This window comes from Corallococcus sp. CA053C (assembly GCF_003611675.1).
Taxonomy (GTDB): domain Bacteria; phylum Myxococcota; class Myxococcia; order Myxococcales; family Myxococcaceae; genus Corallococcus.
This window is the reverse complement of record NZ_RAWA01000051.1, coordinates 1-13245: the sequence shown is the minus strand read 5'-3', so window position 1 is coordinate 13245 and position 13245 is coordinate 1. Positions and strand designations below refer to the sequence as shown.

12 protein-coding genes are annotated in these 13245 nt (G+C 70.3%); 9 read left to right on the top strand and 3 right to left on the bottom strand.

What is annotated here, in order from left to right; genetic code table 11:
• Positions 1–46 precede the first annotated feature (46 nt).
• From D7V97_RS09805 to D7V97_RS09795, 3 genes are read left to right on the top strand one after another with little or no spacing between them, the layout of a single operon-like run.
• Positions 47–1348 carry an ABC transporter substrate-binding protein gene (locus D7V97_RS09805; protein ID WP_120610347.1) on the top strand — a complete coding sequence of 434 codons (1302 nt, stop codon included), beginning with the start codon at positions 47–49 and terminating at the stop codon, positions 1346–1348.
• A 56-nt stretch (positions 1349–1404) separates the two neighbouring features.
• A complete protein-coding gene (locus D7V97_RS09800) occupies positions 1405–2229 on the top strand; it encodes a carbohydrate ABC transporter permease (RefSeq protein ID WP_120610368.1) in 825 nt (274 codons plus the stop codon).
• Entirely contained in the window at positions 2226–3035 is an 810-nt protein-coding gene (locus tag D7V97_RS09795) for a carbohydrate ABC transporter permease (protein WP_120610346.1), read from the top strand. The genes D7V97_RS09800 and D7V97_RS09795 overlap by 4 nt, the downstream gene beginning before the upstream one ends.
• A 7-nt stretch (positions 3036–3042) precedes the next feature.
• Here D7V97_RS09795 and D7V97_RS09790 read toward each other — a convergent pair whose 3' ends face one another.
• The gene (locus tag D7V97_RS09790) at positions 3043–3699 is read right to left on the bottom strand and encodes an NAD(P)-binding oxidoreductase (protein WP_120610345.1); all 657 of its coding nucleotides are present in this window, start codon (positions 3697–3699) and stop codon (positions 3043–3045) included.
• 87 nt (positions 3700–3786) lie between these two features.
• Positions 3787–5046: a phosphatidylserine/phosphatidylglycerophosphate/cardiolipin synthase family protein gene (locus D7V97_RS09785; RefSeq protein WP_233582614.1), complete on the bottom strand. Its 1260-nt coding sequence runs from the start codon at positions 5044–5046 to the stop codon at positions 3787–3789.
• Positions 5047–5200: 154 nt separating this feature from the next.
• On the opposite strand from D7V97_RS09785, the gene D7V97_RS09780 reads away from it, so the two are divergent.
• The 6 genes from D7V97_RS09780 (at position 5201) to D7V97_RS09755 (ending at position 11895) form a co-directional block, all read left to right on the top strand.
• Positions 5201–5548 carry a YciI family protein gene (locus tag D7V97_RS09780; RefSeq protein WP_120610344.1) on the top strand — a complete coding sequence of 116 codons (348 nt, stop codon included), beginning with the start codon at positions 5201–5203 and terminating at the stop codon, positions 5546–5548.
• A gap of 13 nt (positions 5549–5561) precedes the next feature.
• Entirely contained in the window at positions 5562–6809 is a 1248-nt protein-coding gene (locus tag D7V97_RS09775; RefSeq protein ID WP_158623321.1) for an RNA polymerase sigma factor, read from the top strand.
• Between the two features lie 89 nt (positions 6810–6898).
• A complete protein-coding gene (locus tag D7V97_RS09770) occupies positions 6899–8530 on the top strand; it encodes a cell division protein FtsK (protein WP_120610342.1) in 1632 nt (543 codons plus the stop codon).
• 170 nt (positions 8531–8700) lie between these two features.
• Positions 8701–10014, top strand: a complete 1314-nt coding sequence (locus tag D7V97_RS09765; protein WP_120610366.1) for a hypothetical protein — start codon at positions 8701–8703, stop codon at positions 10012–10014.
• Complete coding sequence (locus tag D7V97_RS09760) at positions 10004–11545, top strand: hypothetical protein (protein WP_120610341.1); 1542 nt, start codon at positions 10004–10006, stop codon at positions 11543–11545. Before D7V97_RS09765 ends, D7V97_RS09760 begins: the two co-directional genes overlap by 11 nt.
• Positions 11539–11895 (top strand): DUF2019 domain-containing protein, encoded by a 357-nt coding sequence (locus tag D7V97_RS09755; protein ID WP_120610340.1) that lies wholly within the window; start codon positions 11539–11541, stop codon positions 11893–11895. Before D7V97_RS09760 ends, D7V97_RS09755 begins: the two co-directional genes overlap by 7 nt.
• Positions 11896–11934: 39 nt before the next feature.
• Here the strand turns inward: D7V97_RS09755 and gorA are convergent.
• Positions 11935–13245 (bottom strand): glutathione-disulfide reductase (gene gorA / locus D7V97_RS09750; protein WP_120610339.1); only part of this gene is annotated, 1311 nt, incomplete at its 5' end.

Sequence of the window (13245 nt, the reverse complement as noted above, 5' to 3'; positions counted from 1 at the left end):
GGGCTTGCGTTGACGGTGGGGCGCCGCGCTGGACTCATCCAGGCGCATGGGCCGCCTCTTCGTTCTGCTCGTCGCGCTGGGCCTCGTTTCCGGGGGCCTGGGGGGCTGCCGTCGTTCGTCGCAGGAGCAGGGGACCGCGGGCCGCACGCGCATCGTCTTCAAGTTCCAGCCGCTGTGGGGGGATCCGAAGCCGTTCCGTGAGCTGCTGGCGAAGTATGAGCGCGCCAACCCGGACGTGGAGCTCGTCACGGAGGCGCTGCCCAACTCGTCGGACCTGGCGCACCAGTTCTTCCTCACGTCGTTGCAGGGCGGGGCCACGGACTTCGACGTGCTGGTGGCGGACGTCGTCTGGGTGCCGGAGTTCGCTCGCGCGGGGTGGGTGGCGGACCTGTCCGAGGACTTCCCTCCGGCGCGCCTGCGCGAGGAGTTCCTCCCCGGCCCGGTGGACTCCGTCGTGGTGGATGGGCGCACGTACGCGGTGCCCTGGTACGTGGACGTGGGCGTCCTCTACTACCGCACGGACCTGGTGCCGCGCGCGCCGCGCACCTACGAGGAGCTGCGCCGCTTCACCCGCGACGCGATGGCGAAGGTGCCCGGCATCCAGGGCTACGTGTGGCAGGGCCGGCAGTACGAGGGCCTGACGTGCAACGTGTACGAGGCGCTGTGGGGCCACGGTGGGAAGTCGCTGGGGGAGGACGGGCGCGTGCTGTTGGAGACGGAGGCCGCTCGCGAGGCGCTGGCGTACCTGCACGGGCTGATCGCGGACGGGCTGTCTCCGCCGACGGTGACGGGCTTCGGTGAGGAGGAGGCGCGGCGCGTGTTCCAGGAGGGCCGCGCGGTGTTCATGCGCAACTGGCCCTATGCGTGGAGCGAGGCGCAGAAGGAGGGCTCTCCCATCCGGGGCAAGGTGGGCATCGCGCCGCTGCCGACGAAGGATGGACAGCCGGGGTGGGGGACGCTGGGCGGATGGCAGCTCGCGGTGAACGCGCACGTGTCCCCCGCGCGCAAGAAGGCCGCCGCGCGCCTCATCGCGCACCTGACGTCCCCGGAGGCGAACCGTGTGATGGCGCTGCACTACGCGCGCAATCCGCCGAGGCTCGCGCTGTACGACGACGCGGAGCTGCGCCGGGCGGAGCCGTTCATCGCCGGCCTGAAGGAGGCGCTGGTGCGGGCGCGGCCCCGGCCGGTGACGCCGTACTACCTGCTCATCGCGGACGTGCTCCAGAGCGAGTTCTCCGCCGCCGTCGCGGGCCTGCGCACGCCCGAGGAGTCGCTCACGCGCGCGCAGAAGCAGGTGGATCACCTGACCGGTGAGACTCCGGAGCCGGAGCATGAGGAGGAACGGTGAGCGGCGTGGAGCGGGGTTCGCAGGCGCGGGAGCGGCGACAGGCGTACCTGCTGGTGATGCCCGCGGTGGGGGTGCTGGCCGTGGTGGCGCTGTACCCGGTGCTGGCGGCCATCTGGCTGAGCCTGCACCGCTTCATCCTCGTCTTCGGCGAGCGGCGCTTCACCGGGCTGGAGAACTACGTCTACCTGGTGGGCGATGCGCGGTTCTGGTCCGCGCTGGGCAACACGGCGTACTTCACGGCGGTGGCGGTGACGGTGGAGCTGCTGCTCGCGGTGCCGTTGGCGCTGTTGCTCAATCGGGCGTTTCCGGGGCGGGGCCTGCTGCGCGCGTCCGTGTTGGTGCCGTGGGCGATTCCCACCGTGGTGAGCGCGCGGCTGTGGGCGTGGATGTTCAACCCGGACTACGGGCTGATCAACCGGATGCTGGGCGGCACGGACATCAACTGGTTGGGCGCGCCGGGGTACGCGCTGCACGCCGCCATCCTGGTGGACGTGTGGAAGACGACGCCCTTCGTGGCGCTGCTGGTGCTCGCGGGGTTGCAGGGCATTCCGGAGGACCTCTACAAGGCGGCGCGCGTGGACGGGGCTTCGACGTGGCGGCAGTTCCGCGCCATCACCGTGCCGCTGCTGCGGCCCGCGCTGCTCCTGGCGGTGCTGTTCCGGTCGCTGGATGCGTTCCGCGTGTTCGACGCCATCTACGTGCTCACGGAGGGCGGGCCGGCGAACACGACGGAGACGCTGAGCATCTACGCGTACAAGACGCTGATGCGCTCCGGCGACTTCGGCTACGGCAGCGCGCTGTCGGTGGCGACGTTCCTGTGCGTGGTGCTGCTGGCCACGGTGTGGCTGCGGTGGTTGGGGCGCGAGGAGGCGCGGCGATGAAGCGGCCGGGGCTGGGCACGGCGTTGGCCGTGGTGGCGTTCCTCACGTTCTTCCTGGGGCCGTTCCTGTGGCAGGTGTTGACGAGCCTGTGGCCGGACGGCGAGCTGACGCGGCCGTGGCCGTCACACTTCACGGGCGCGAACTACGAGAGCGTGCTGTTCGGAAGGCCGTTCCTGTGGGCGGTGCTGAACTCGCTGGTGGTGGCGACGCTGACGACGCTGTTCTGCCTGACGGTGGGCGCGTCCGCGGCGTTCGCGCTGGCGAAGCTGGAGTTCCGGGGGCGGGGCCTGCTGCTGTCCGCGGCGCTGGGCGTGTCGATGTTCCCGCCCATCGCCACGGTGAGCCCGCTGTACCTCATCCTCAACGCGGTGGGGCTGCGCGACAGCCTGGTGGGGCTGGCGCTGCCGTACACGACGTTCGCGCTGCCGCTGACGCTGTGGGTGCTGACGTCGTTCTTCCGCCAGCTCCCGGACGAGTTGTACCGGGCGGCGCGGGTGGACGGGTGCACGCCGGTGGGCGCGTTCCGACGGGTGCTGCTGCCGCTGGCGGCGCCGGGGCTGGCGACGACGGCGATCCTGGTCTTCATCTTCGCGTGGAACGAGTTCCTCTACGCGCTGACGTTCCTGTCCACGCCGGAGAAGCGCACGGTGCCGGTGGCCATCAGCCTCTTCGCCAGCGAGTACAAGGAACCGTGGGGGGAGATCGCCGCAGCGTCGGTGGTGGCGACGCTGCCGCTCGTGGTGCTCACGGTGCTGTTCCAGCGGCGCATCGTGTCCGGGCTCACGGCCGGGGCGGTGAAGGAGTAGCGCGGCTTCAGCGTCCCGCAGCTTCCACTTCCGCCCAGAGGCTCTTGCCTTCGAGCACCGCGTTGAGCGGTGCGCGTTGCTCGGACACGCGCAGCAGCACGGCGGCCAGTTGTTCCAGGTGCATGGGCTTGAGGTTGTGCAGGAGCGGCAGCTTCGCCACCGTGTGCATGAAGCCGGGCGGGCGGTGGTACTCGCCCTCCAGCGCTGGCGGACGCACCATCGTGTACGCAAGGCCGCTGTCGCGCACGATGCGCTCCGCTTCCGCCTTGGCCTTCAGGTACGCGCCCACGGGCGTTCCCGCGCCCACGGACGTGAGCAACACGAAGTGGTCCACGCCCGCCGCCTTCGCCGCGTCCACCAGTTGTCGCGTGGTGCCGATGTCACTCGTCTCGTAGGTGTCCCCCGCGGCGAAGCGCTTGCGCATCGTGCCGATGAGCTGGAGCACCGTGGTGCTGCCGCGCATCGCCTCCACCAACGCGGGCGCGTCCGCCAGCTCCAGCGCGGCCTTCCGGGGCCAGGTGCTCGCGGGTTCGGTGTTCGCGCTCTTGGGTCGCACGTGCGGGAGGACGGACACGCCGCGCGCCAGGGCCTGGCGCATCAGCGTGCGGCCCGTCGCGCCCGTGGCGCCCGCGACGAAGAGGTGACGAGGGGAGGTCGTGCTCATGGTCACGCCTCTTGAGCACACCCCCGTGCTGCTTGCCCAGCGCTTCCCTCGCCCTCGCTTGGAAACCGGACAGCGCCCGGGCCGGCTTCAGCGCTCGGCGCGCTCGGCGCGGATCTCCCGCGCGTGGGTCACGTCGTCCAGGAAGAACTCCTCCAGCTGACGGGCCGCATCGGCGTCCTCCAGCACGAGCGAGCCCTCTTCCAACAGGTTGAACGACAGCGCGTCGTAGTTGATGGACCCCACCAGCACCAACTGGTCATCCACCAGCATCGTCTTGGCGTGCATCATGGACGGCTGGAACTCCCAGATGCGCACGCCCGCCGCCAGCAGCGTGTCGTACGTGTTGCGCTGGAGCAGCGTGACAGCCCGCTGATCGTTCTTGTCTCCCGGCGCCAGCACCCGCACGTCCACGCCCGCCTTGGCCCGCTCCACCAGCAGCTGCATGAGCGCGTCGTTGGGCGTGAAGTACGCCTGCGAAATCCACAGCCGCTTCTTCGCCGCCTTCACCATCAGCTGCGTGAGGCGCTCCGCGCGCGTCACCTCCGGGTTCGCCGTGCTGCTGACGAAGCCCGCCCAGCCCTTGCCCGCGTCGTCCAGTCCGGGCTGTCCTTGCTCCAGCGTGGGGAAGTCCGACGCGGGGAGCAGCTTGCCCGTCGTCTCCTGCCAGTTCTCCGCGAAGGCCTGCTGGAGCTGCGCCACCACCGGGCCCTGTACGCGCACGTTGGTGTCGCGCCACTCCTTCTCGTTGCGCGCCTCGCCCAGCCACTCGTCCTGGATGGCGAGCCCGCCGGTGATGGCGACCTTCCCGTCGATGACGACAATCTTCCGGTGGTTGCGCGCCAGGTTCTCGTCCGCCGGCAGCGGGCGGAACAGGTGCGCTTCACACCCGAGTGCCTCCAGCCGTGGCTTCACCTCCTTCTCGAAGGGGCCGCTGCCCATGGGGTCCACCAGCACGCGGCAGGTGACGCCCGCGCGGGTGCGCTCGGCCAGGGCCTCCATCATCCGCTCCGACGCGCGCCCCGGCCGCCAGATGAACATCACGATGTTGACGGAGGCACGGGCCCGGCCGATCTCTTCCACCATCACGTCGAACACGGCGCCGTTGTTCGCCCACCGGATGCGGTTGCGCGGTTCCATCCGCACGCCCGTCGTCTGGTACAGCGCCGTCGCGAAGTCCGCTCCGTGCGACCCCACCTGTCCCGTGAGATGGAATGGACGTGACGACTCCTGCGTGGTGCACGCGGACGGACATCCCGCGAGCAGCAACGCCCCCAACACCCCCACCCATCGCCAGTCCTTGTCCACGTCGGTGCCCGTTGCCTCCTGCACCCATGGGTGGGCACGCACGGCCGCCCTGTCATCCGCGCGTACGAGAGGACTGTTCTCTGGCTGCCTGGGTGTCTGTGCGCAGGAGGTGGCGAGGTAGGTTCCGAAGCGATGTCGATAATCTCCGACCCGGGACGTCTTTTCGGATGAACGCGCTGCACGAGAGGTCCACGCCATGTCCCGCTACCTGATGCTGTTGCACGAGACCCCCGCCCACTTCGCCGCGAAGTCGCCCGCCGAGCTGCAGGCCATCGTGGAGGAATACATGCAGTGGAGTGACCGGCTGCGGAAGGAAGGCCGCCTGCTCCAGGGAGAGAAGCTGTGCGACGAGGGCGGCCGGCGCCTGATGCAGCAGGGCGGGCAGTTGCTGGTGTCGGACGGCCCGTACGCGGAGGTGAAGGACGTGGTGGGCGGCCTCTTCATCCTGTCCGCGGAGTCGTATGACGCCGCGGTGGCGCTGGCCCGGACCTGCCCCCACCTGGAGCACGGTGAAGTCGAGCTGCGCGCCATCGACGATGCCTGAGCCGTCGCCCGCCGTGACGACCGGGGCCCGGGCCGTCCTGGACCTGGCCTTCCGCGAGTGGTCCGCGGGCCTCGTCGCGGCGCTGGCCCGGCGCGTGGGATTGGGGCGCCTGGACCTGGCCGAGGACGCGGTCCAGTTCGCCATGCTCCAGGCGGCCCGCACGTGGGGCTTCCGAGGCATTCCGGAGCAGCCGCGCGCGTGGTTGCTGCGCGTGGCCGCGAACCGGCTGACGGACCTCGTGCGCCTGCGCGCGCCCGAGGTCCCGGAGGTGCCGGAGGATGCGCCCGTGGATCCGGACGCGCTCGCGGAGGAGCCCCCACGCTACGCGGCCGAGCTTCCGGACGACGCGCTGCGGTTGCTCTTCGCGTGCTGTCACCCGGCGCTGTCGCGCGAGATGCAGGTGACGCTCACGTTGAAGGTGGCGTGTGGCTTCTCCGTGCGCGAGGTCTCCGCCGCGCTGCTCGCCGACGAGCCCACGGTGGCGCAGCGCCTGGTGCGAGCAAAGCGCACGCTGCGGGCCTGTCGCGCCACGCTGGAGGTGCCGTCGCCGGATGCGCTGCCGGAGCGGCTGGGCGCGGTGCATCCCGCGCTCTACCTGCTCTTCAACGAAGGCTATGAAGCCTCCGAAGGCCATGACCTGTCCCGCGCGGAGCTGTGCGCGGAGGCGCTGCGGTTGGCGGAGGTGCTGCTCTCGCACCCGGGCACCGCGACCCCGGAGGGCCATGCCCTGGCCGCGCTGTTCTGCTTCCGCGCCGCACGGCTCCCGGGCCGCGTGGATGCGAAGGGCGCGTTCGTGCCGCAGGAGGCGCGTGAGGGGACGGAGGCGTCGCCGCTGCTGCTCGCCCGGGGGCTGCGGCACCTGCACGCCTCGATGGGGCCGGTGCTGACTCCGCTGCACCTGGAGGCGGAGATTGCCCTGGTGCATGCGAAGAGCGCCGTGCCGGGTCCGGAGGACAGCGCGCGGTTGCTGGCGTTGTACGACGCGCTGCTGTCGCTCAAGCCCTCGCCCATCGTCGCGCTGGGGCGCGTGGTGGCGCTGGGACGGGTGCGGGGACCCGAGGCGGCGCTGGAGGCGTTGGGGCCGCTGCGCGCGGAGGGGGTGCTCCAGCGCTACCCGTACCGGTTCGCCGTGGAGGGCATGCTGCTGGAGCAACTGGGAGAACGGGGTCGGGCTGCGGACTGCTTCCGGCAGGCCGCCACGTTGGCGAGGACCCCGCCGCAGCGCGAATACCTGCTCACTCGGGCCCGGGCGTGTGGGTGAACCGTCCTGGCGCTTGATTCTGGTTTGATGGTGAATCCTGGAGTTGGCTCCAGGCCGCCGCCACCCGACTCCGCCCCCAGGGACCCGTCATGCACCCCGTCCGAATCCATGCGCTGTTGCCCGAGGTCCACGTCCGGTTGCTGGGCCTGATGGCCTGCGGCCTCTTCGCGTTCAACGCGAGCTGTGCACCGCTTCCCGAGGAGCCCGCGCAGGACGACCTGGGCCGCACCGCCGCCGCGGCGGTCACCGGCGGCAACATCCTCTTCGTGGGCAACAGCTTCACCCACGGCAACGAGGAGCCGACCTATTCGTACAACAAGGCCTCGGTCACCGACACGAATGGGTCCGGCATCGGCGGCATCCCGGGCATCTTCAAGAAGCTGACCGTGCAGGCGGGACTCGCGTTCAACGTGAGCCTGGAGACGGCCAGTGGGCAGACGCTGGCTTGGCACTACACGAACCGGCCGGCGATCATCGGACAGGCCACGTGGAACACCGTCGTGTTGCAGGAGCAGAGCACGACGCCGCTGCCCACCGCACGGGGTGGCTCGCCCACGAGCTTCACGACCGCGGCCCGCGACCTGCGCGCCCTGGTGCTCTCCAAGAACCCTGCCGCGAACCTGTTCCTGTATGAGACGTGGGCCTCGCCCGCATCGGTCAGCACGCAGGGCTACCCGGCGGGCACCCCGGGGCTCCAGGCGATGCAGACCGACCTGCGCGATGCCTACTTCACGGCCTTCCGGGAGCTGGGGTTCACGGGCGTGGTGCGCGTCGGCGATGGCTTCCTGCGCGCGGTCGACCAGGGGCTGGCGGATCCGAACCCCGCGGATGGCATCTCCGCGGGGATGTTCAACCTGTGGAGCTCGCAGGACAGCCGCCACTCGAGCCGGTACGGCAGCTACCTGTCGGCGGCGGTGCTGTTCGCGAAGCTCACGCAATTGGATCCGCGCAGTCTGGCGACGGGCACGGGTAGCGCGGCGGCGGACCTGGGCATCAGCGCGACCGATGCTGGCAACCTCCACCGCATCGCCTTTGAGATCGCCACGCTGGCCGACCCGGCCGGGGCTCGCACGCTCCTGCCCGTTACCCGCGCGGCCTTCACGGGCGCGGTGACGGCGGGCACCCCGGTCAGCATCACGGGCAGTGCGCAGCTGGCCTCGCTCACCACGACGGAGGGCACCTTCAGCAGCCTCGTGGGCGCGACGGTCAATGGAATTACAGGCACCAACACGCCCAGCTCCCTGGGGCCGGTGCCCGCCAATGCCAATGCGGCCGCTACGGGGCTTGGTGCCCATGACGGCGCGAACAACGTGGGCGCGGGCAACTTCCAGCTCGGTACGGCCTTCACCGCGAAGACGCGCTTCTTCATCGTGGAGACCACGCTGGCCTCTGCGGCGGTGGGTGACCCCACCACCGTCACGTTGATCAACGCGTCCAACCAGCGGGTGGGGACGTACTCGTTGTCGTTGGCCGAGGGTGATTTCACCGCGACGGCCGCGGGCAACACGTCCGCTTCGCTGGCGACGCTCAACTACACGGGTGGCGTGGCGAGCGTGACGGGCACTCCCGCGGGCTCGGCGAAGTCGAAGCTGGGGGGCGTCTCGTTCTCGCTGGCGGACCTGGGCGTCACGGACGTCACGAGCGTCAGCGGCGCCACCGGCCTGCGGATCTCCAGCTCCACGTTGGATCCGAACGTCGTCGGGCTCTACACCGTGCCTTGAAGCGGCGACGCGACTTCGTGTTGCGGTAGCCAACAGTCTGACGCTCCGGTTCTCACCGCACTACATGCCCTGGGGTGCGTAGGCGCTCCGGGTTCGGCCGCTGTGCTGGACCCGGGGGCTATGACCTGGTTGTGCTCTCCGCACAGGAGCGCATCCAGGAGGCGCGAGCCATGGGGTGCCGCCGGTGGGTGATGCTGTGCCTGTGGCTCCTTGCTGGGGAGGCCTCGGCGTCCTCCGACCCAGAGGCTGCGACACCCGCACCACCGACCCGCGCCGGGTCTGCTCTGTTGCGGATGGAGGTGGCAACGCTCGCGTTGCTCCCGCGTGAGGGGACGGGCGCGGGTGAAGGCTTCGCCCAGGTCGAACCCACGCTCATCCTCGACGGCGGCCCGGAGTGGGGCCTCAAGCTGGGCGCCCCTGTCCGTCTGCGATGGTGGGGCGGCGCGGGCAGTGTGCGGCGCGAGGATTGGGACAGCCCCTCCGATTGGGGACAACTTGTGCGGGGCCTCAAGCTGGGCTCGGACACCGCACCCGTGGGTGTGTGGTTGGGCGCCCTGGAGGATTACAGCCTGTTGTCCGCGCATCTGGTGCGCCGCTACTCCAACCGGCTGAACCCGGACTATCACCCGGCGGGCGGCTTCCTCACCGGCACCGTGGGGCCGCTCTACATGGAAGCCTTTGCCTCCGACGTGCTGGGCGCACGGTTGATGGGGGCGGAGCTGGCGCTGGATGTCGGACGCTTGCTCGGGCGAGCCCGCGAGCCGGGACGCTACACGCTGGCCCTCTCCGCCGTGCATGACTGGGGACGCGCCGGCGGGAGCGCGCCCCCGCTGACGCTGGCGCACCTGGACGGGACAGCGGTGGTGCTGGTGCGCTCGGGCTTCGAGGCGCACCTGCTCGCGGGCTGGGGTGGACGGCCGGGCGCGGGCGGCGCGTGGGGCGCGGTGGTGGGCATGGGCGCGGATGCGCTGACACCCACGCAGGAGGTGTCGCTGCGCCTGGAGGTGCGGAGGCAACACGGCGGCTTCCGTCAGGGATTCTTCGGCCCGGACTACGAGCTGGCGCGTTTCCATGCTGCGGGCCCTGAAGGCGTGCCGCTGGCCGATGCTGCCTTTCCGGATGGGTACTCGCTCCTGGGAGAGGTGAGAACGGGCTGGGATGCCGTGGGCTACGGCGGACTGCAACGGCACCTGATGCTGTCGCTGAGCGTGGAGGCCTTCTCCTGGGGCCGCGTGGACGTGGATGGACGCGTGGCGATGCAGCTCTTCGCGCGGGCCCTGGAAGTGGCGGTGAAGGGGCTGGGCGTGGGCCTGGGCCAGCCCGGGACGCGCTACCTGGGCGCGGCGGAGGCGCGCTGGCGAGTCCTCGCGGGGAAGCTCTACGTGATGGGCACGGGCGGCACGCTGCTGTTCCCGGAAGCGGACGGGACGCTGCGTCCGGGCGCCTTTGTGTCGCTGGGCCTGGGAGTGGACAGTGCGCGGTGACGCCCTGCTGCTGTGCATGGCCATGGCCCTCACCGGCTGCGTGTCGCTGACGCCTGCGTCCAGCCAGGGACGGAGCCTGAGCTACACGCCCCGCGAGGCCACGGGCGCTGCTTCCGCGCCTGATGAGTCTCCCTCTGCGCCACGGTTCGTCACGGACCCCGAGGAGCCCGTACGGCTGCATCGCCGCAAGGGCGTCCGGGAGGTGGTGACGGGCGCGAGTCCCGTGCGCATGACGGTGGCCCTGGCAAACCCTGGCACGCAGGTGGATGCCTGGGAGCAGTTGCTGACGGACGCGGGGCTGGAGGAGGGGGATGCGCGGCCCCTCTCAGGAGGAGCGCTCACGCCCACGCAAGCAGCGCGGCTGCTGACGGTGCTGCTGGGCAAGCCGGTGACGCTCGGCACCTTCCCCGCGCGCATGGCCGTGGGCCTCCTGCTGCGCGAAGTGCTGGCGGAAGGCGAGGTGTCTCGGGAGGCGTTGCTGCGCCGGGTGGAGCGCTTCCACCGGGTAGCGGTGTTGCGGCCGGATGGCCACCTGGCCTGGGTCTGGAACGGACGCACGCAGCAGAGGGTCGGCGCCGTGGAGTGGAAGGACGGCGCGTTCCGGGCGGGCCCTTTCGAACTGGGCCGCTTCTACGTGAGCAACGGCTTCGTTCTCGAACTGGCGGATGGACAGTTGGCGCCTGTGCACGGCCCGGTGTTCGTCGAGGTGTACGACGACGCGGACCTCATCGGCCGCACGTTGGATGGAGCCGAGGCGGCGGTCGTGAAGCTGGCGCTCGCGCTGGGACGCTTCTGCACCTATCCGCTGGACAGTCTTGCCGCGTTGAAGGACCTGCCCGCGGGAGTGACGGCGCTCATCGCGTCATCGCCCGAATACTTCGAGCGCTTCCGGTACATGACGCGCGGCGAGCAGGTGCAGGCCGTGGCGGAGTTGGCGACAGGCCTCCTCCTCACGACGGGCACCGCGAGCTCCGCGACGCGCACGGTGACAGGCGTGCTGGCGGGTGCGGAAGCCACGGTGCCGGTGCTGTCGCTCTCCGCGCAAGGCGCTCTCACCCTTGAACGTGTCGCGGTGCCCGTGGGGCGCGGCGCAGCGTCCGTGTTGGGGGGCGGGCCTGGGGCGGCCATTGTCCTCCAGCGGGTTGATGATGCCGCGGACTCGGCAGACGGGAGCGGGGGCGGTTCACTGGACCCTTCGACGTCGAGAGGGCCCAAGGCATATTCGTCGTTCAAGTCCTTCAAGCGGGCGATGGGGCCGGCCGGTGAGGGCAAGGAGTGGCACCACATCGTGGAGCAGACCGTGGGGAACGAAGGCCGCTTCGGGCCAAAGACCCTCCACAACACCGAGAATGTCATCGCACTCCGCAGGGATGTGCACAGCGGCGTAAGTTCACTCTATTCATCGAAGCGCCCCAGAATCACGAACTCGGAGACACTGACGGTGAGGCAATGGCTGAGCACTCAGTCCCTTGAGGCCCAGCGGGAGTTCGGTCTGATGGCGATTCAGAATGTGATGAGAGGGATCTGGTGACGGAGCTCGAAAAACTCGTCGAGGAGTTCGCTCGGAACGTGTCCGCACAGACGGCTGCCATCGCTCGTGGCGACGCCAAGACCGGTAACAAGCATGCGGACCGCTACATCGCCGCTGTCAGGAAACTCAGGGGGCAGGGCGATGCCGGACGCGATGCCCTCGCTGTGCTGCTCAAGCACTCCGACAAGGACGTCAGCACCCTGGCGGCTGCGTACCTGCTGCGCCATCGGACAGCGGAGGCCAAGGCCGTCCTGGAAGAAGCTGCACGCGGTGAGGGGTTGATCGCCTTCGAGGCCGCGCAGGTGCTGAAGAACTGGGAGCGAGGTGTTTGGGCCCTGGATCCTGGATGAGCCTCCAGGGCCTTGTCAGTGGCTGCTGTCTCTACCGCCTCACCCCCGCTTGCCCGTCGGAGGCACCGCCGCGTCGCGCCCCAGCTCCAGGGCCGCGGCGCTCTCCGACGGGTCGGGCCGCTTGTCGCGCATCGTGACGAACTCCTCCGCCGCCGTGGGGTGGATGCCCACCGTCGCGTCGAGCTGCTTCTTCGTCACGCCGCACTTCAGCGCCACCGCGAGCCCCTGGATGATCTCCGGCGCGTCCGCGCCCACCATGTGGAAGCCCAGCACGCGGTCGGTGCCCCGCTCCACCACCACCTTCATCATCGCGCGCTCGTCGCGGCCGGACAGCGTGTGCTTCATGGGCCGGAAGCTGGAGACGTAGACGTCCACCACACCGTGCCGCTCGATGGCTTCTCGCTCCGTGAGCCCCACCGTGCCCACCGGCGGCTGGCTGAACACCGCGGACGGGACGTTCTCATGGTCCATCGTCACCGGGTTGTTCCGGTACAGCGTCTCCACCATCGCCCGGCCCTCCGCGATGGCCACCGGCGTGAGGTTGAGGCGGTCCGTGACGTCCCCCACCGCGTAGATGCTCTCCACCGACGAACGTGACTGCGCATCCACTACCACCGCGCCCCGCGCGTCCAGCTTCACGCCCGCCTCCTCCAACCCCAGCCCCTGCGTGTTCGCCACGCGGCCCGTGGAGTACAGCACCGCGTCCACCTCCAGCGTCTCCCCCACCCGCGTCATCAGGCTGAGCGTGCCATCCGCGCGCTTCTCGATGTCTTCAACGAACGTCTCCGGCCGGATGTCCACGCCCTTCTTGCGCATCTCCTGCGTCAGCGCCGCGCGCACGTCGTTGTCGAAGCCGCGCAGCACCGTGTCTCCGCGGATGAGCATCGTCACCTTCACGCCCAGCGCCGTGAAGATGCCCGCGAACTCCACGCCGATGTAGCCGCCCCCCACCACCGCCACCCGCTTCGGCAACGTGGGCAGCTCCAGCGCCTGATCCGACGTGAGCGCGTGTTCGATGCCCCGCACCTGCGGCAGCCAGGGCCTGCCCCCCGTGGCCACCAGGATGCGCTCCGCCGTGTAGCGCTTGCCCGCCACCTCCACCGTGTGCGCGTCCACCACGCGGCCCCGGCCCTCCACCAGCGTCACGCCCGCGTCGCGCAGCAGCCGCCCGTAGATGTTCGTCAGCCGCTCCAGCTCCTTCGCCTTCGCCGCCTGGAGCCGCTTCCAGTCCAGCGCGGGGCCGTTCACCGTCCAGCCGTAGCCCGCCGCGTCCTCCATGTCGTAGCGGTAGTGCGCGGCGTACACGAGCAGCTTCTTGGGCACACACCCGCGCAGCACGCACGTGCCGCC